Source organism: Hyunsoonleella ulvae, from assembly GCF_016827605.1.
GTDB classification, from domain to species: domain Bacteria; phylum Bacteroidota; class Bacteroidia; order Flavobacteriales; family Flavobacteriaceae; genus Jejuia; species Jejuia ulvae.
The window spans coordinates 189,787-208,273 of the sequence record NZ_JAEPJQ010000006.1; the positions used below are offsets into that span (position 1 = coordinate 189,787).

At 33.5% G+C, this 18,487-nt stretch carries 16 protein-coding genes; 8 read left to right on the plus strand and 8 right to left on the minus strand.

The window, feature by feature from the left end; all coding sequences use genetic code 11:
• The first annotated feature begins 25 nt into the window (after window positions 1-25).
• The 4 genes from JS605_RS14930 to JS605_RS14945 all read left to right on the plus strand — a co-directional run bounded on the left by JS605_RS14930 (window position 26) and on the right by JS605_RS14945 (window position 8,377).
• Complete coding sequence (locus tag JS605_RS14930) at window positions 26-3,043, plus strand: SusC/RagA family TonB-linked outer membrane protein (protein ID WP_203258525.1); 3,018 nt, start codon at window positions 26-28, stop codon at window positions 3,041-3,043.
• A gap of 18 nt (window positions 3,044-3,061) precedes the next feature.
• On the plus strand, window positions 3,062-4,576 hold the full coding sequence (locus JS605_RS14935; protein ID WP_203258526.1) for a RagB/SusD family nutrient uptake outer membrane protein: 1,515 nt from the start codon (window positions 3,062-3,064) through the stop codon (window positions 4,574-4,576).
• 16 nt (window positions 4,577-4,592) lie between these two features.
• Complete coding sequence (locus JS605_RS14940; RefSeq protein ID WP_203258527.1) at window positions 4,593-5,777, plus strand: glycoside hydrolase family 88 protein; 1,185 nt, start codon at window positions 4,593-4,595, stop codon at window positions 5,775-5,777.
• A gap of 173 nt (window positions 5,778-5,950) precedes the next feature.
• Window positions 5,951-8,377: a glycoside hydrolase family 2 protein gene (locus tag JS605_RS14945; RefSeq protein WP_203258528.1), complete on the plus strand. Its 2,427-nt coding sequence runs from the start codon at window positions 5,951-5,953 to the stop codon at window positions 8,375-8,377.
• Window positions 8,378-8,405: 28 nt separating this feature from the next.
• Here JS605_RS14945 and JS605_RS14950 read toward each other — a convergent pair whose 3' ends face one another.
• The 6 genes from JS605_RS14950 to JS605_RS14975 form a co-directional block, all read right to left on the minus strand.
• Window positions 8,406-9,242 (minus strand): GIN domain-containing protein, encoded by an 837-nt coding sequence (locus tag JS605_RS14950; RefSeq protein ID WP_203258529.1) that lies wholly within the window; start codon window positions 9,240-9,242, stop codon window positions 8,406-8,408.
• 165 nt (window positions 9,243-9,407) lie between these two features.
• The gene (locus JS605_RS14955; RefSeq protein ID WP_203258530.1) at window positions 9,408-10,133 is read right to left on the minus strand and encodes a head GIN domain-containing protein; all 726 of its coding nucleotides are present in this window, start codon (window positions 10,131-10,133) and stop codon (window positions 9,408-9,410) included.
• Window positions 10,134-10,331: 198 nt separating this feature from the next.
• Window positions 10,332-12,137, minus strand: coding sequence for a PspC domain-containing protein (locus JS605_RS14960; RefSeq protein WP_203258531.1), 1,806 nt, complete (start codon window positions 12,135-12,137; stop codon window positions 10,332-10,334).
• Entirely contained in the window at window positions 12,134-12,475 is a 342-nt protein-coding gene (locus tag JS605_RS14965; RefSeq protein WP_203258532.1) for a PadR family transcriptional regulator, read from the minus strand. The genes JS605_RS14960 and JS605_RS14965 overlap by 4 nt, the downstream gene beginning before the upstream one ends.
• A gap of 294 nt (window positions 12,476-12,769) precedes the next feature.
• Complete coding sequence (locus JS605_RS14970) at window positions 12,770-13,216, minus strand: DUF4870 domain-containing protein (RefSeq protein WP_203258533.1); 447 nt, start codon at window positions 13,214-13,216, stop codon at window positions 12,770-12,772.
• A gap of 10 nt (window positions 13,217-13,226) precedes the next feature.
• Window positions 13,227-13,514: a hypothetical protein gene (locus tag JS605_RS14975; RefSeq protein ID WP_203258534.1), complete on the minus strand. Its 288-nt coding sequence runs from the start codon at window positions 13,512-13,514 to the stop codon at window positions 13,227-13,229.
• Between the two features lie 232 nt (window positions 13,515-13,746).
• Here JS605_RS14975 and JS605_RS14980 point away from each other — a divergent pair, with 232 nt between their 5' ends.
• The 4 genes from JS605_RS14980 to JS605_RS14995 all read left to right on the plus strand — a co-directional run bounded on the left by JS605_RS14980 (window position 13,747) and on the right by JS605_RS14995 (window position 15,813).
• Window positions 13,747-14,202, plus strand: coding sequence for a DUF4442 domain-containing protein (locus tag JS605_RS14980; RefSeq protein WP_203258535.1), 456 nt, complete (start codon window positions 13,747-13,749; stop codon window positions 14,200-14,202).
• Window positions 14,203-14,313: 111 nt separating this feature from the next.
• Window positions 14,314-14,625 carry a hypothetical protein gene (locus tag JS605_RS14985; RefSeq protein ID WP_203258536.1) on the plus strand — a complete coding sequence of 104 codons (312 nt, stop codon included), beginning with the start codon at window positions 14,314-14,316 and terminating at the stop codon, window positions 14,623-14,625.
• 58 nt (window positions 14,626-14,683) lie between these two features.
• Window positions 14,684-15,484, plus strand: coding sequence for a TIGR00266 family protein (locus JS605_RS14990; protein WP_203258537.1), 801 nt, complete (start codon window positions 14,684-14,686; stop codon window positions 15,482-15,484).
• A 131-nt stretch (window positions 15,485-15,615) separates the two neighbouring features.
• The gene (locus tag JS605_RS14995; protein WP_203258538.1) at window positions 15,616-15,813 is read left to right on the plus strand and encodes a hypothetical protein; all 198 of its coding nucleotides are present in this window, start codon (window positions 15,616-15,618) and stop codon (window positions 15,811-15,813) included.
• A gap of 136 nt (window positions 15,814-15,949) precedes the next feature.
• On the opposite strand, the gene JS605_RS15000 is transcribed toward JS605_RS14995, so the two are convergent.
• Window positions 15,950-16,891, minus strand: coding sequence for a LysR substrate-binding domain-containing protein (locus JS605_RS15000; protein WP_203258539.1), 942 nt, complete (start codon window positions 16,889-16,891; stop codon window positions 15,950-15,952).
• A 261-nt stretch (window positions 16,892-17,152) separates the two neighbouring features.
• The gene (locus JS605_RS15005; protein ID WP_203258540.1) at window positions 17,153-18,484 is read right to left on the minus strand and encodes a DUF58 domain-containing protein; all 1,332 of its coding nucleotides are present in this window, start codon (window positions 18,482-18,484) and stop codon (window positions 17,153-17,155) included.
• Window positions 18,485-18,487: the final 3 nt, after the last annotated feature.

Sequence of the window (18,487 nt, forward strand, 5' to 3'; positions counted from 1 at the left end):
TTATAATTTAAAACTAAATTAACTGATGAAAAAAACTAAACAATTAAAAAAGACACTTTTTCTTTTATTGAGTTTTTGTTTTGTACTAAATATTAGTGCACAGGAAAAAACAATAACAGGAACTGTAACATCTGCTACAGATGGATTAACGTTGCCAGGAGTAAACGTTATTGTTAAAGGTACTAACAATGGTACATCTACAGATTTTGATGGAAATTATACAATAACTGTCAAAGAAGCCAATGCAATTTTGGTGTTTAGCTATATAGGATACAAATCTCTAGAAGTTTCTGTAGGTAGTTCTAATCAACTCAATGTGAAACTAGAAGAAGACTTAGCTGCTTTAGATGAGGTGGTAGTTGTAGGCTATGGTGCAAGGAAAAAGAGTGATATTACAGGGTCCGTATCTTCTGTGAAGTCTGAAGAAGTTACAGCATTTCCTGTTTTAGATGCGCAGCAAGCATTACAAGGACGTGCGGCAGGTGTTGCTGTACAATCTAATAATGGTGGAGAGCCAGGTACGCCAATTAATGTAACCATAAGGGGTAATACCTCTATAAATGCCAGCAGTGCTGCACTCGTAGTTGTTGATGGGTTTGTAGGAGCTACATACCCACAACCAGGCGATATAGAATCTGTAGAAGTCTTAAAAGATGCTTCTGCAACTGCTATTTATGGGTCTCGAGGTGCCAATGGTGTAATTTTAGTTACTACTAAAAAAGGAAGAAAAGGTAAAATGGTTATAGAACTAAATAGTAATTATGCACTACAAACTACCTCTAACAGGTTAGATTTATTGGATGCTGGTCAATTTGCAGATTATACAAGGATCATTAACCCTTCGTACACTCAGGGCTCAGCCAATACAGACTGGCAAGATTTAATTTATACTACAGGGCATACAACAAACCATCAGTTATCATTTTCTGGAGGTTCAGATAAAATTAATTATTATGTGTCGGGCAACTACTTTGATCAGAAGGGGGTAGTTGTTAATTCTGGATTTGAGCGTTTTTCATTTTTAAGTAATATAGATGCTCAAATTAATGATAAGTTAAAGTTAGGCTTTAACGCTTTTGGAAGCCGTAGTTCCAAAGATGGTGTTTCTACTCAAGCTAGTACTGGAGGTAGAGGAAGTGGAGATGTAATATCCATTGCTTACAGGTTTGCCCCAGATTTAGGTGTTTTAGATGAAAATGGAAATAATACATTCAACTCTGTGGGAGATGATATTGACAACCCATTTGCTGTTGCTACGGAAAGAGTGGATGAAACACTCGAAGATATTTACAGAGCCAATTTTTATGGAGAGTATCAGGTTCTTGAAGGGTTAACTTTTAAGTCAACATTTGGTTTTAGTTCAAGAAACCAAACTAGAGGGCAGTTTACACCTTCAACCCTAATAACTTCCGCAGGAAGTCAAGGAGGTATAGCAGGTATTGCTAATTTGAAAAATACAAATTTATTAAGTGAAAATTATTTAACCTACACTAAGGAAATAGGGAAAGGAAATTTAACCGTATTAGCAGGATATTCTTATCAAAAAGATAGAACTGTAACAAATTCATCAGGAGCTGAAGGCTTTGTGACAAATAGTGTATCCTATTATGCTCTAGATACGGCATCAACACCTTTATTTCCAGAATCCTTTTTAAGGGAGTTTGAGATACAATCACAGTACGGTCGTATAAATTATGATTACGACGATAAGTATTTAATCACATTTACTGCACGTAGAGATGGGGCATCAAACTTTGCCAAAAATAATAAGTATGCATTTTTCCCTTCTGGAGCTATAGGTTGGAAAATTTCTAATGAGAACTTTTTAAAGGATAACGAAACTATAGCTAACCTAAAACTTAGAGTGAGTTATGGGGTTACGGGTAATCCATCTATTGCACCCTACCAATCTTTAGCAACGTTACAGTCAATTTATGCAGTTACAGGAGATCAAACAGTAAACGCTGTGGTTTCTGGTAGACCTGCAAACCCAAACTTAAAATGGGAATCATCTTATCAAACTAACTTTGGTATAGATTTGGGTTTGTGGCAAAATAGAGCCTCTTTAAGTGTTGATATTTACAATATTGATACAAAAGACTTAATAGTAGGTAATAGCAATACGCCAGAGTATACAGGTTTTTTAAATCCTAATTTTTTAGATAATATCGGGGAGATAAACAACAGGGGGGTTGAAATTACACTTTCTACAAAAAATATAAGCACAGAGGATTTTACATGGTCTACCGATTTAAACTGGTCTAGGAATAGAAATACAGTGGAGAAACTATTTGGTAGTGATGTAGATTTCTTCTTACCATCAGCTGCGCCAGGGCACTTTTTACAGGATGAAACACATATTTTAAGAGAGGGAGAGGCACTCGGACAATTTTTTGGTTATGAATATAGAGGTGTTTATCAAGGAGGAGACTTACCAGTAGGTACAGCTACATTTAGTGGTGCAGCAGCAGGAGAAGAATTATTTACAGATACAGATGGAAGTGGTGAGATAAATTCATCTGACCGAAAAATAATAGGAGATCCAAATCAAGATTGGACATTTGGTTTTAATAACACATTTAAATACAAAAATTTTGATTTGGGCATCTTTTTTCAAGGAGCAGTTGGTGGCGATATTTATAGTTTTACATTATCTGAGCTTGCATCTGGAGGCTCTAATGCTACAACTGAAGCATTAAATGCATGGACACCAACAAATACTGACACTAATGTGCCTTCCCCAGCTACTAGAGAAAAACGTATGAATTCTAGGTTTGTTTTCGATGGCACTTATGTGCGATTGAAGAACTTAGTACTTGGCTATAATTTGCCGCAAAATGTCACTGAAAAGTTAGGAATGGATAATGTTAGGTTTTCGCTTAGTGGACAAAATTTATTAACCATTACCGATTATCCTGGTACAGATCCAGAGGTAAGTTATAGGGCGTCTGGTTCTCAAAATGCCAATGTGAATCAAGGCTTTGATTATGGAAATTATCCTAATATAGAATCGGTTACTTTTAGTGTAAATCTTAAGTTTTAAAATAAAAAATAGAAAAACATGAAAAAATTAAAATATATATTCCTTTTATTGGTAATGCCTATTTTGGGATGTTCAGATTTAGAAGAAGAACCAATATCAGTGTTGTCACCTGATGGGTTTTTTAAATCAATCCAAGATGTACAAACAGCTATAAACGGTAGTTATGGAAATATGGGGACTGAGGCTTTTTGGGGAAGGAAATTTTCCTTACCATTAATGCTTAGAAGTGATATGGTTGGTATTGGAGATCAAGGTACAGCAGGTCGTCGAAAAGATCATGATAACTTTGCTGTAGCTGATGATAATGGAATGATTACGGCATTTTGGCCAAGAACTTATCAAATAATTGCTGGGGCTAATGAAGCTATTGCTGGCGGTAGTGGACTTGGTCTACCAGATGAGACTTTAAACCCAGTAGTTGCTCAAGCACATTTTGTTAGGGCTTATACATATTTTCACTTGGTAAGACTTTTTGGCGATATTCCTTATTTTGATGCTCCCATACAAAATATTGCAGAAGCGTCTCAAGTTTCTAAAACATCAGCAGCAGAAGTTTACACAAACATTATTGCAGATTTAGAGTTCGCCAAACAATGGTTACCCGATACACAACCTTCATCAGCATTACCATCTAAAGCTACAGCAGCAGGTTATTTGGCATTAGTGCATTTAACTATGAATAATTTTCAAGACGCTTATGATGAAGCAAAGTTTGTAATTGACGGAGAGGGAAGGTTTGATTTAGAGCTTGCTGCAGATTTTCAAGATTTATTCGATGCTACTAAGCAAAGTGGTTTAAAGGAAGCTTTGTTTACTATTGATCACAATGGTTTTAGAAGCGGGAATTACGGACAGGACTACATGCCCGCACTTACAGGTATTAGAGCGAATCAGTTTGGTGATATTGGTGGGGGATGGTCTGTAGCCGTACCTAGTATAGAAGTATATAACAGATGGGATGGTAGAGATTATAGAAAAGCTGTTAGTTTGGATACCACGGGTATTTTTAACGGCGCAGTTGATGATTTTATGAATTTCCCAACATATGATGCTCGAAATATTCAAAGTGCATACATAGCAAAATATGCAAGATTCACAGGGCAGACATCAAACGGTAATGGTCGCGGATCAGAACATAATTATGCACAAATGCGTTATGCAGAAGTTCTCTTAATAGCCGCAGAAGCATTGAATGAAATAAGTCCAGGAAGCACTGAAGCAGACGGGTATGTAAATAGAGTACGGGCTCGGGCAAGAAATGGCAATGGTTCTGGCTTCCCAGCAGATGTAATACCTGGAATGTCTCAATCAGACTTCAGAAATATGGTTCTTGAAGAACGTCGATGGGAACTAGCTTTTGAGTTTAAACGATGGTATGATATTAAGAGACGTGAATTGGGAATTGATGCTTTCGGGGCTAGTGGTTTTGAAGAAAGACCAAATTTTACGCCCTCTAGGGATTACTTATATCCGCTTCCTAATGATGAATTACAGCGTAACCCAAACTTAGAACCTCAGAACCCTGGATACTAAATCAAAGTTTTGTTTGATGTTTAGAGTTAGTTTTTTATTTATTATCCTTGGATTTACATGTGTATCATGTAAATCTGAGGATAAAAATAAAGTAGTAGACGGTCAAGAAACTATTGAAGCTTTGTTAGAAGCAAGGTACAGTAAGTTTCTAAATTATAAAGTAGATTCCACAGCTTTTGCACGAAGCTATAATCCAAAAACAGCTACAATAACAAAGGTGCCTTCTAGTAATTGGACCAGCGGTTTTTTTGCCGGAAACTTTTGGCAAATTTATATGCTCACTGGTAAAGAAGATTTTAAAAATAGCGCTGAAGAATGGACTGCTTACATAGAGAAAGAAAAGTACAATGATAGAACCCATGATATGGGCTTTAAGGTATTTTGTAGTTTTGGTAATGGCTTAAAAATTAAAGACAATCAAAATTACAAGGATATCATAGTAAAGAGTGCTAAAACTTTATCTACAAGGTTTGATGATACCGTAGGTAGTATACGTTCTTGGGATTTTAATGAAGATATTTGGCAGTTTCCTGTTATTATAGATAACATGATGAATCTAGAACTTTTGTTTGAAGCTACCAAAATATCAGGAGATAGTACGTTTCATAAAATAGCTGTTAAGCATGCCAATACTACTTTAAAAAATCATTTTAGAGAAGATGCAAGTACATGGCATGTATTAGATTATGATACAATATCTGGTCAAGTTAGGGGTCGTGTTACGCATCAAGGCATTAGTGATGAATCGGCATGGGCTCGTGGCCAAGGTTGGGCAATTAATGGTTTTACTACTGTTTACAGGTATACTAAGGATGCTAAATATTTAAATCAAGCCATAGCTACTGCAAACTTTTTTATTAATCACAAGAATATGCCAGAAGATGGGATTCCCTATTGGGATTTTGATCATCCTGATATACCAAACATCTCTCGTGATGTATCTGCTGCTGCAATCGTGGCGTCAGCACTAATAGAGTTATATCAGTATACCAAAAATGAAGATTTTTTGAATTATAGTAAAAAAGTTTGTGAAAGCTTAAAGTCAAGAAAATATATACTTCCCGAAGATATTGATATACCTTTTATATTAGATCATAGCTTTGGAGATTGGTCGCTCAAAAAAGAAATGGATGAGCCAATTGTATACGGAGATTACTATTTTTTACAAACCCTTCTTAGACTCAAAGCGCTCCAGAAATAGAAATTATATTTCTAGAATATTTGATACGTAAATAAATGTCTCGTTTTCACTTAAGTGGGAAGATCTATTTTTAGTTGTTGATTATATACATCCAATAGTTTTATTTGCAATTAATTTATTAAGCACCCAATGTTGTTGCTTATATTGTTTTTACATTATTTAAGTTTTAAAAGATGAAATTGAAATCCTCGTTTTTAGGAATATTAGTAGTTCTTTTATGTTGCCTTTCCCAGTTTTCATGCGATTCAGAAGTTAACGATGTTACTACTAATACAAGGAATAAGACTAATATAAACTTAAACTGGCTTTATTTAGAAAATAATACTCAATATTTAAAAGAAGCTCTTAAGCAGAATAATTGGCAAGAAGTAAATTTACCGCATAGTTGGAATGCATTAGATGCTACAGATATAACTCCTGGTTACAGGAGAAGTGCGAGTTGGTATAAAAAGGATTTAGATATATCTGAAGTTGTGGATGGTCAATCCTATCATCTATATTTTGAAGGTGTTAATATTGAAAGCGAAGTTTATGTTAATGGAACTAAAGTAGGAGGACATGTTGGAGGTTATATAGGGTTTTCTGTGGATATCACTAATGCTATAGTATCAGGAAAAAATGAAGTATTAGTAAGAGTAGATAATAGCTATAATCCAGAAGTAATACCATCACAAAAAAGTGATTTTTTCATATTTGGAGGGATTACTAGGGATGTGTGGCTTAAAACATATCCAACAATTTACCTTTCAGATTTAAAAATCAATACACCAAACGTTTCTTATGAGAAGGCAGAATTAATAGCAACAGTATCAATAAATGGCGCTAAAAAATCCAACCTAAAAGTTAAGGCGTCATTAATTGATACTAATAATGTAACAGTTAAAACATCATTGTTTGATGTCTCTGAAAACTCAGCAAATATTATATTTAGAGATATTAAAAACCCACAACTTTGGCATACATCAGCTCCAAACTTATATACTCTAAATGTAGAATTAGTTGATACTGATGTTGTAAAGGACACATTATCTGAAAAAGTGGGCTTTAGATGGTTTGAATTTAAAGACCATGGTGCATTTTATTTAAACGGAGAACGTCTCTTATTAAGAGGGACGCACAGGCATGAAGAGCATGCTGGTGTTGGGGCAGCAATGTCTAATGAACAGCATAGGGTAGATATGGAGCTTATAAAAGATATGGGGGCTAATTTTGTGCGGTTAGCACACTATCCACAAGATCCAGAAGTTTATAAAGCTTGCGACGAATTGGGACTTTTGGTGTGGGATGAATTGCCTTGGTGTAGAGGAGGGGTAGGTAATGATACATGGAAAACGAATACTAAAGCCATGCTCGAAGAGATAATTACTCAAAATTTTAACCATCCCAGTATCATTTTATGGTCTTTAGGTAATGAAATTTATTGGTTGCCAGATTTTGAAAATGGAGATAATAGGCAGGAAATAAATTCATTTTTAACAGAACTCAATGATTTGGAACATAAGCTAGACCCGTCAAGAAAAACAGCTATTAGAAAGTATTACGAAGGAGCGCATATTGTAGATGTATTCTCGCCTTCAATATGGTCTGGTTGGTACTCGGGAAGTTATAAAAGTTATCAAAAAGCAATAGATCAATATAAAGCCGAATACCCTCATTTTTTACATGCCGAGTATGGAGGCTCAAGTCATGTGGGACGCCATACTGAAAACCCGATAACTGGAGAAGGGAAAATTCAATCTGATGGTTGGGAAGAAGCTATCGTACAAACAGATGTTGCTAATATTGCACAGATAGGCGATTGGAGTGAAAACTATATTGTAGATTTATTTGATTGGCATTTACGAATTTCAGAGAACGATTCCACTTTTGTGGGTAATGTACAATGGGCGTTTAAAGATTTTGGAACGCCACTTCGTCCCGAAAATGCTATTCCTTATATGAACCAAAAAGGTTTGGTAGATAGAACAGGAACGCCAAAAGATGCGTTTTACGTGTTCAAGAGTTATTGGGGAGAAACTCCTTTTACTTATATAGAATCCCATACGTGGACAGAACGTCAAGGCCCAAAAGGGAAACCCAGAAATGTTTCGGTCTATAGCAACTGCCCTAAAGTGGAATTATTTTTAAACGGCAAAAGTTTAGGGACAAGAAACCGTGATACTAAAGATTTCCCTGCCGCAGGGTTAAATTGGAATGTAAACTTCAAGGAAGGTAAAAACCTATTAACATCTATTGGGTTTACCCAAGATGGTAAGGAGGTAAGTGACACTTTAAAGGTAAATTATAGGTTTGCTAAAAATGGTATAGCAAGAGGCTTGACACTAAAACATAAAAAATTAGAGAATGGTAATTACTTAATAACTGCTACAGCAGTTGATGGAAACGGTTTAAGGTGTTTAGATTATGAAGAACGTGTTTATTTCCAATGTTTAAATGGAGGACAAGCTATTATAAGCCATGGTACACCTAAGGGAAGTGAGGTAATAGAAATGGCTAATGGAGCAGCCTCAATTGAAGTAAAAAGATTTTCTGAAGATAAATTGCTACAAGTTATGGTACTTAATCAAAGCTTTAAAGGAACGTATTTAGATATAGAGTAGCCTTAAGAGTAATCACAGAAAAATAGTTTTATTTAACTTTCTTTTGAAGTTTAGATGTATCAGTCATACTATTAATGATAATTTTAGGGTTTTGATATAGATATATAGCACTCGAACCATTAGCATCAATGGTAATATCTTTAATAACCTCTAAATAGGCATCACTTGATATGTTGCAAATAACGTTACAGCTATTCATTGTAAAATTCTTTCCGTTAAATAAGGCATTATTATCTAGTTCTAAATTAGCAGTATCACAATTACCTTCAATAGTGGCATTAGCTCTCTCAAATATAGAAGCATTAACTTTTGGGGCGTTTATTAAAGCCTCTAATTTTCCCGAACCTCTCATATTAACCAAACAGGTATCTGCTGTAACATTCAACTTTACTTTAGCTTTATCAATACTTTCAAAATTAAAATTATCAGTTTTTATAGTTAAACCAACTTTAGAAGAACCGCTAGTTTTTAATGTTGCGTTATATAAATGTAAAGGCGTTAATCCATGTATTTCAGCATTATCAGTAACTTCAATATGTTGTAAAAAATCGTCATAACTTACTTTAATATGCAATCGCTTTTTTGAGGTTATGCGTTTTAGCTTGTTAAAGTAGAGTACACTGTCTCTTACCATAAAATCAATTATTTCATGTAGGTTTTCGTCTGTTTCAATTTCAATAGAAGGGATTTTATTATAAATCAAGTCAATTTCAAAATCTTCATCTAAAGCAATAGTATGAAAGCCATCAATTTGAGTATTTACAATGGTAACTTGACGGTTACCTTTAACCTTTTCTAGGTTTTGAGCGTGAGTTTTTATAGAAGCAAAAAAAGCTAGGGTAAGTACTAAAAAATATCTTTTCATGTTAAGTGGGTTAAAAGGTATAACGTACATTCAACACGTTATTCTGTTTATTTAGACACACTTAAGTAATAAGAAGTCACTTAATTAAAGGTAGTATGTAATAAAATAAAACCACCCTAAACCAATTAATGTTTAAGGTGGCAAAAATTCACAAAGTTTAGTTGGTTATCTTTTACTAATGCTACCTCCAGAACTTTTGTCAGTATCTATCATTTCAGGATTGCCATAGTATTTAACACCACCACCACTTGAAGCTTTTGCTATTAGTGCTTTGGAAGTATTTACAGTTAGGTTAGCACCACTAGATGCAGACACCTCAGAAGACTCTGCTTTTAAATCCCCTGCTTTAATATTGCTACCACTACTGGCTTCTGCAGTTAAACTAATAGCCTCTCCAGAAACTTTTAAACTACTTCCGCTAGATGCATCGCAGGTTAAATCATTAGCATTTACCTTTACTCTCATACTGCTACCGCTGCTGGATTTTAAAACCAAATTTTCAGATGCAATAGTATTTGTACCGTAAACACTACTACCGCTGGTTGATGTAAGATTGGTAATAGATTTAAAATTCACGTTAATTTTTTTAGAAGAAGCTTTTCCTATTTGTTCTTTACAATGTATTTTAAGAACACCATCTTTAATTTCAGTTAAAATAAGTTCTTGGAGGTTTTCGTCTGCTTCAACTGTAATTGCTTCTTTGTTATCCTGCGTTAAGTAAACTCTTAAGCCTTCAGTAGCTTTAATTTTAGAGAAAGATTCAGTTACCTCTCTGGTTTCCATTACCACATTACCATTACCCTTTACTCCAGTACTCCAATTGATATTGACACAAGAAAGCATAAGTAAACTTAAGATTGAGGTAACAATAATTCTGATTAGTGTTGTCATGATTATTAGTTTTTAAAGTGATTGATGATTATTTAATTATTTGTTGTTCAAATATATTTTGTACTTGGTATTTTTTTAAAACTTTACTACCGAACTGTATATTTTTAATGATGAATTGTTAATTTTAATTAAATCCCCTCGACGTTTATACGCCGAGGTTAGTTTCTACCATAATTTCAATGAAATAGGGAGTTTACTTTAATTGTCAGATGTTATGTCAATACCATTTCTATCAATATTAACCTTAACATCGTCAGACTCTACTTTTATACCATTACCGTTAATTTTTACTTTGTCTGCCCCATCTTCAATTTCAATACCATCTTCATTTATTTTTACACCATCGGTATCTACATTTACTTCAAAAGTATCCTCTTTACAATCCAAGCATTTGGTGTCGTTATGTAAAATTTTTAAATAATGCTCTTCCTGTCCATTATCCAATATATCGTTATAATACGATGTATTTCTGTGGAAAGAATAGGTATTATCATCAGCGTATAAAACTGACCCTTCAGGTAAATATAATATCAACTCCACTTCTTGATCTCTATATTTATTCTCAAAATCAGTGGTAAAGAATGCATCCAATAACAATTCTTTATTGCTAAGGGCATAGTTGTAATTAATTTGTTCTGCACGTTTCTTAGCAATTACATAGCTGCTACCTTCAGCTTTTTTCTCAATACTCAATGCAGCTAACGAGTCTTTGGTAGATCTAACAATTAATCTAATATCAGATGAGTAGATTATTTTTTCATCGTTTTCATCAGGTACTATCTTAAAACTATTAGCATTTCTGTATAAATAGCCTCGCTTGTTTCTGTAATAATTGTCATTACCAACCATTTTTACAAAAACGGTGTCCTTGGCTGTAATATTTATTTGTTCTTTTACCACAACATTGGCATCAAAGGCATGTTCACTCGCTTGTTTCACACCAAGAACTACTAGTCCGATAACAGAAATAAGCCATAATCCGAGCAGAGAGAATTTAGCAACATTACCAATAGATTTTAAGTTGTTTACCAATATTTTTAAGCCTAAATACGCTAAGAAAAAGAAAGGCACACCTGCGGCAAAAAGTACAAGTAACGAAACCAACCATATTGGTGTATTTGCCGAATTTGCTGCGTCAACAACATCAAACCCAGGGACATTAACGGCATCCGAAATTCCCACTGTAAATAATGAAACAATAAGAGCAATTACGGTAACAGAACCAACAAAAAGTAAAATTGCACCTATAACTTTGGCAAATATTTTAAAGAAGAACATAATAACATCTCCAAGAGTTTCAAAAAACGTTCTAGAGGATGATTTTATGGAGCTAGCTCCTTTTTTTACATCTACTTTTTGGGCTGCGTTTGATACGGAATCTGATACATTTTTAGCAACATCACTCACGGTTTCCGTTACAGTATCAAAACCATCTTTAATTTTTTTTTCGATGTTACTAATGTTTACTGGCTCTCCAGTCATCATTATCTTTTCAGCCGTAGTTTTAGCTTCGGGCACCAAAATCCAAAGTAAAATATAAAGTAAAATTCCAGTTCCAGCGGCACTAAATAATATGATCCAAGCTAAACGAATCCAAACAGCGTCTACACCAAAATAGTGGCCTAAACCAGAAGATACACCACCAACGTAAGAGTTATCTGTATCTCTGTATAGCTTTTTGCTTGGTCTAGATGAAGTAGGATTGTAAGTTTGTTGTGGGCCATCCTCAAAAATCTCGTCGTCCACAAGATAATCTTCGGGCTGTCCCATAATGGCAATTACTTCGTCTACTTCTTTAATTCGTATAACTTGTTTGTCGTTTTGCACACGCTCGTTAAAAAGTTCGGCTATACGTGCTTCTATGTCGGCAATAATTTCAGATCGACCTTGAGAGTCTGTAAATGAACGTTTTATAGCCTCAAGATAGCGTTGTAATTTTAGGTATGCGTCTTCATCTATATGAAAAAAGATACCTGCTAAATTTATATTGACTGTTTTATTCATTTTTGTGTTGTTTTTTGGCTAGTTACAATGTTTACTGCGTTACGTAATTCGTTCCAGGTCGTGTCCAGTTCTTTTAAAAAAAGTTTACCTGTTTCGGTTAATCCATAATATTTTCTTGGAGGTCCAGAGGTGCTCTCTTCCCATCTGTAATTTAAAAGTCCTGCATTTTTAAGTCGCGTTAATAGCGGGTATATAGTACCCTCAACTACAAGCAACTTAGCGTCTTTTAGCGTCTGTAAAATCTCTGCAACATAAGCATCATTGTCTTTTAAGACAGAGAGAATGCAAAATTCTAAAACGCCTTTACGCATTTGTGCCTTTGTGTTTTCTATCTTCATAATGTCATTCTGTTAATTTTGTAAAAACTGTTCATTTTTTGATTGATTTTTTTGATACTGAAACAAGTTCAGCACAGGTTGATTGATTTGATGAAATTTATTATTTGGGCGTTACCACAAGGGTCGGGCTTTCTGCTATATCTTTTTCTCGTGCCTCAAAAAAGGATGCCGCTACAATCCCTAACGCGGTAACGTCTGTTTATTAAAAATTTTATAGTTGTATTTATAATGTGTCATTTTTTTAAAGTTTGAGTGTCCCCTCTACTAAGAGGGGAGTCAGGGGTGTGTTGTGTATTATTTTAAAAATTTAATAGTAAATGGATATTTATATAATTCGCCATCTCTGGCCTTTAAACTTGCAATAACAATTAAAGCCAACTCTACTATAAAAGCAATAACAGCTAAAACCCCTAAGCCACCACCAACATAAAGTAATGGAGAAGGTTTGCCTAAAGAAATATGAAAATCATGAAAACCATGAAAATCAATAAAGTCCATACCGCTAAATATTTTAAAAATAAAAAACGGAATAGTTAGTGTGCCAAGAATAATAGCATAAAGAAAAATACTAATCTGAAAATTTAAAATCTGCTTTCCGTGTTGGTCTACAAATTCCGACTTATCCTTATTTATGGTCCATAAAATTAATGGACCTAAAAAATTTCCTAACGGAACAACAAACCTACTAAAGGAGGATAGATGAATAAAAGTGGCGATGTTTTTTTGGTGTTGGTCTAACATGATTTTTTAATTATTTCATTTTATAGGAATTAGAACTAGATGTTTTTACTAAACCGTAATTGCTTTCTTTTTCAAAAGTTAATTTTCCTAAGATAATATCTGATGGGTTGTATACTTTAAATGCCAGTTTTCCAATCTCAAAAGCTAGTTTCTGTTTACTTTTAGTGTTATAATGGTTAAACTTAGAATCCCCAATCAATATATTTAGAACTTGTTCTTTATCCTGATGATTGGTAATGTTGATTTTAATATTTTCTATATCATATTCTCTAGATATTTCCTCTTTCAATTCTTTCATTTGGCTAAGTTCCTTTCTAAATTGAGAGCAACTAAAAGTTGTGATTATTATAAATGAAAGTATAATTTTTAAAGCTTTTTTATTCATTGTATCAAAAGTATATAATAGTTTCCTATGCAAATATATGTCTAAAATCAGGTACTTTGTTACGCATAGTACTATAATTAACATTTTTTTAACATATCAAACTAGCATTAAATTTCATAACTTAGTACAAATTAAAATAGGATATATGAAGCTTACACCCAGTAAATTAAATACGTTTAGCATGTTTAAATTACCCTCTGCATACCTATGTGGTGTACGTGTAAAATATTTAGATGATGAGAAATGCATCATAAAAGTAAGACACAGATGGATTAATCAAAATCCATTTAAATCCATGTTTTGGGCAGTACAGGGTATGGCAGCAGAATTATCTACTGGTGCCTTAATGATTGGTAAAATCCAAGAATCTGGTAAAAAGGTATCTATGTTAGTAACAACTAATAACGCAACGTTTACAAAAAAAGCAACAGGACGTATAACCTTTACATGTAATGACGGACATTTAATAGACGAAGCACTAAAAAAGACCATTGAAACTGGAGCAGGGCAAACCATTTGGATGAAGTCCGTTGGTGTTAATGAGGGAGGAGTAGAAGTATCTACCTTTAATTTTGAGTGGAGTATTAAGATTAAGAGTTAGTTATTCAATGTAACTTTAAATTACTTTTTGATACTAACTATATGCAATGAGATCTAAATATTTGTGTTAATTTATATAATATTCCTAGGGTTAGTATTTCTTTTGTATTCTATGAATGCAAAGGTTAAACATATTGAGATTCGATCTAGAGCAACAAAAATAAAGGCAGAAGTTGTTGAATATAGGAAAGAAAAAGGCCCAATGAGAAATGATTATACTTTATTGGAGTATCCTTATGTGCGTATTGATTTAGATGACGAAGACTATATAATTGAAAGGTTAAAATATGCTACCAGTTCAGGCAGATATTTCAAAATTGGACAAATTATAGATGTATTTTGGTATGATAATTATTTGCTGTATTGGGATGCTTATGATAACGGGATTTATAAATACTTTCCTGGTTCATGGAAGTTGATATAAATATTAGTTACAGAATCTAAAACAAATCAACAGTTAAACATATAAACATCAATTAAAAATGACTTCACACGAAATAGACTATCGCATTTACGGAGAGGAAATGCAATATGTAGAAATAGAATTAGATCCTAATGAAGGGGTAGTAGCTGAATCTGGCAGTTTTATGATGATGGACGACGGGATTAAAATGGAAACCATCTTTGGGGACGGTTCCCAAAAAGATACTGGGTTTCTGGGTAAAATATTAGGCGCAGGAAAACGTATCCTTACAGGAGAAAGCTTATTTATGACAGCTTTTTACAATACTTTAGTTGGTAAACGTAATGTGTCTTTTGCATCTCCTTATCCTGGTAAGATTATCCCGATTGATTTAACAGAGTTTGGTGGAAAGTTCATCTGTCAAAAAGATGCATTTTTATGTGCGGCGAAAGGCGTAAGCGTTGGGATAGAATTTTCTAAAAAATTAGGTAGAGGTTTATTTGGGGGCGAGGGTTTCATCATGCAAAAATTAGAAGGCGACGGTATGGCATTTGTACATGCAGGAGGTACTATGGCTAAAAAAGAATTAGCAGCAGGGGAAACACTAAGAGTCGATACGGGATGTATTATAGGTTTCGACCAAACTGTAGATTATGATATTGAATTTGTAGGTGGTATTAAAAATACAGTTTTTGGGGGAGAAGGACTGTTTTTTGCCAAGTTGCAAGGTCCAGGAACCGTTTTTGTACAATCTTTACCATTTAGTCGTCTAGCAGGCAGAGTTTTAGCTTCTGCACCAAGAGCTGGAGGAAAAGGTAAAGGGGAAGGTAGTATTTTAGGTGGCTTAGGAGATTTGTTAGATGGAGATAATAGTTTTTAACTGTGTTAAAATCCTATTAAAATAATAGAATTGTGTAATTTTTGCTTAATTTTATACAACAATTAAAACATATATAATATATAGCCAAAATCTACCTTAATTTTATTAAACCGAAAATACCTAACATAAAAATGGCAAGAGCAATGCTAGAGTACACAAAAACCGTACTGGAAAAAGTGAGTTTTGACGCCACATTGTTTTGCAAAGAAGTACAAAAGGCGGTAAAAAGATTGTTGCCTTACGAGATTGAAGAGCTTAAAATTTATATCAATTCTCTAGTACAGCAGAACCCAGACTTAAATCAATGTCTAATCTATTTAAAAACATAAAAAAGCGACCTACGGGTCGCTTTTTAATTTATAAAAATCCTTGACATTTCATTAGGGTTGTATTTAAACTGTTTGTGATCTATCTGTTTTTGATATCCCTATAGAAATCAGATTAAATTAGAGTTTACTTAGCGTTCTACTTACTTGGTAAGGGGCTTATTATTTTTACATCCTGAAACTTAATAGCGCCTCTAATAATTCCAGAGATTACACTTTGCATCGCTTCAATAATCTGCATTTTTAGTTCACTTTTGTGGTATATTAAACTTACTTCTCTGGCTGGGGAGGGTTCTTCAAAATAATGTAGATTTTTTTTATCCTTATCATTTAAATCTAGCGTATGCAAATAAGGTAAAAGCGTCATGCCTAAACCTTCATTAGAAAGTTTTATTAATGTTTCAATACTACCGCTTTCTAACTGAAATTTATCATCATCGTGATTTTTAAAAGCTTTACAAAGATTAATAATACCGTCTCTAAAGCAATGCCCATCTTCTAAAAGTAGCATATCCTCAATCACTAAATCTTCGGTTTTAATCTTGTCTTGCGTGTGTAGTTTGTGTCCTGGGGGAATAAATGCTACAAATGGTTCAAAATATAATACCCGTTCTTTTATGTTTTCACTTTGTAAAGGTGTAGCAGCAATGGCAGCGTCTAAATGTCCTTCGTTAATACGATGTATAATTTCTTCAGTAGTTAGCTCTTCAATTTTAAGTTTAATTTTTGGATACTTTTTTATAAAAGCATTTAGGAACATTGGTAGCAATGTAGGCATTATAGTAGGTATAATACCTAGTTTGAATTCTCCACCAATAAATCCCTTTTGTTGATCTACAATATCCTGAATTCGATAAGATTCATTAACTATATTTTTTGCTTGGGTTACAATTTTTTTACCCACATCGGTTAGCTCAATAGGTTTTTTACTACGATCGAAAATTAAAATGTCAAGCTCGTCTTCTAATTTTTGAATTTGCATACTTAAAGTAGGCTGTGTAACAAAACATTTTTCTGCTGCTTTTGTAAAGTTTTGATGTTCTGCTACTGCTAAAACGTAATATAATTGGGTAATTGTCATAGTATAAGTTTAAGCTATAAAAATATAAAAACTATCAGTTAAACTTATAGAAATAGAGATTTATTGTAAATTAATTTTTGTCTTATAATATAAAGGGTAAGGCAATTTAAAGATGCTACACTAAAATGAATTTTTGTGGATGAGTTGTAAGTTTTCGAGATAGAAGATAGGAGACAAGAGACAAGAGATAATTGGAGATGATGACAAATTTTTGGTGCATTTATAGTTTTATCTTTAACTGAAAACTGATACTACCAGCTGTTAAAGCAATCCTCTAGATTTTATTTCTAAATACTTATTGATGGTATCTACTGTTAGATTTTCTGGAGTAGTTAAGATGGAATAGATGCCAAACTTTTTAAGTTCATTAACTATAAGGCGTTTTTCAAAATCAAACTTTTCAGCAATTACCTTGTCATAAACATCTTGTACTGTTTCTGCCTTGGTATTTAAAAGTTTGTCAATTTCTGTGTTCTTAAAGAATATAACTACCAATAAATGGTTTTTTGCTATAGCTTTTAAATAAGGAAGCTGTCTGTTTAATGCGTTTAAAGTACCAAAGTTGGTATACATTAATAAAAGGCTTCGGTGTGTTATATGACGTTTTACATTGGCGTAAAGTCTACCAAAATCACTTTCAAAATAATCGGTCTTTACATTGTATAGCGCTTCAAGAATTAATTGCATTTGTCCGCTTCTGCGTTGCGCCACAACCATATTGTCCATTTTTTTTGAAAATGAAAACATACCTGCTTTATCATGTTTTTTTAAGACGATATTGCTAATCACTAAGCTAGCATTTATAGCATAGTCTAATAAGCTTAATCCATCAAAAGGCATTTTCATTATACGTCCTTTGTCTATAATGGAATATACGGGTTGTGATTTTTCATCTTGAAACTGATTTACCATCAACTGGTTTTTCTTTGCAGTAGCTTTCCAATTAATGGTTCTAAGATCATCCCCTAAAACATAGTCTTTAATTTGTTCAAACTCCATGGTATGACCTAGTCTACGCACTTTTTTAAGTCCGTAATCCATGGCATTTTTGTTGATGTTTAACAGTTCAAATTTCTTTAACTGTTTAAAACTAGGATAGGTAGGCACCATAACACCATTATCAAACTTAAAGCGTTTGGCAACTAGTTGAATAGCAGATGAAGCATACACATTTAGAAATCCAAAATGATATTCGCCTCGTTCTTTTGGAGTTAAACTGTAAGTGATTATTTTTTGCTTTCTAGGATTTACCGTATCAATAAGTTTAAAATCTCTAACTTGAAATTGTTCTGGGATTTCATCGATAATTTCTAGATGGGCTATAAAAGGGTAATTGTTAGCAATATTTACTGTAATACGATTAGCATCTCCATTAGAAAATTTATCAGGAACAATTCTGCTAGCATCAATTTTTTGATGTCCTATAAATACAATTAAAACATCAAGAAAAAATAAACCCAGCAATACCAAAATACAGAGTTGTGCGATATTAAAAAGTACTGGTATAAAGTAGCTTATAGCAAAAAGTACAACGATACCTATACCTGCATAAAAAAATCGGGGTTGTATGTAAAAGGGTTTAAAGAGTTTCAATAA

Excerpts from the sequence above, each read along its gene's own strand:
- JS605_RS14965 (WP_203258532.1), bottom strand. The coding sequence starts at position 12,475 with ATGAAGATAGAAAACACAAAGGCACAAATGCGTAAAGGCGTTTTAGAA.
- JS605_RS14945 (WP_203258528.1), top strand. The coding sequence starts at position 5,951 with ATGAAATTGAAATCCTCGTTTTTAGGAATATTAGTAGTTCTTTTATGT.
- JS605_RS14975 (WP_203258534.1), bottom strand. The coding sequence starts at position 13,514 with ATGAAAGAATTGAAAGAGGAAATATCTAGAGAATATGATATAGAAAAT.
- JS605_RS14950 (WP_203258529.1), bottom strand. The coding sequence starts at position 9,242 with ATGAAAAGATATTTTTTAGTACTTACCCTAGCTTTTTTTGCTTCTATA.
- JS605_RS14955 (WP_203258530.1), bottom strand. The coding sequence starts at position 10,133 with ATGACAACACTAATCAGAATTATTGTTACCTCAATCTTAAGTTTACTT.
- JS605_RS14990 (WP_203258537.1), top strand. The coding sequence starts at position 14,684 with ATGACTTCACACGAAATAGACTATCGCATTTACGGAGAGGAAATGCAA.
- JS605_RS14995 (WP_203258538.1), top strand. The coding sequence starts at position 15,616 with ATGGCAAGAGCAATGCTAGAGTACACAAAAACCGTACTGGAAAAAGTG.
- JS605_RS14935 (WP_203258526.1), top strand. The coding sequence starts at position 3,062 with ATGAAAAAATTAAAATATATATTCCTTTTATTGGTAATGCCTATTTTG.
- JS605_RS15000 (WP_203258539.1), bottom strand. The coding sequence starts at position 16,891 with ATGACAATTACCCAATTATATTACGTTTTAGCAGTAGCAGAACATCAA.
- JS605_RS14980 (WP_203258535.1), top strand. The coding sequence starts at position 13,747 with ATGAAGCTTACACCCAGTAAATTAAATACGTTTAGCATGTTTAAATTA.
- JS605_RS14940 (WP_203258527.1), top strand. The coding sequence starts at position 4,593 with ATGTTTAGAGTTAGTTTTTTATTTATTATCCTTGGATTTACATGTGTA.
- JS605_RS14960 (WP_203258531.1), bottom strand. The coding sequence starts at position 12,137 with ATGAATAAAACAGTCAATATAAATTTAGCAGGTATCTTTTTTCATATA.
- JS605_RS14985 (WP_203258536.1), top strand. The coding sequence starts at position 14,314 with ATGAATGCAAAGGTTAAACATATTGAGATTCGATCTAGAGCAACAAAA.
- JS605_RS14970 (WP_203258533.1), bottom strand. The coding sequence starts at position 13,216 with ATGTTAGACCAACACCAAAAAAACATCGCCACTTTTATTCATCTATCC.
- JS605_RS14930 (WP_203258525.1), top strand. The coding sequence starts at position 26 with ATGAAAAAAACTAAACAATTAAAAAAGACACTTTTTCTTTTATTGAGT.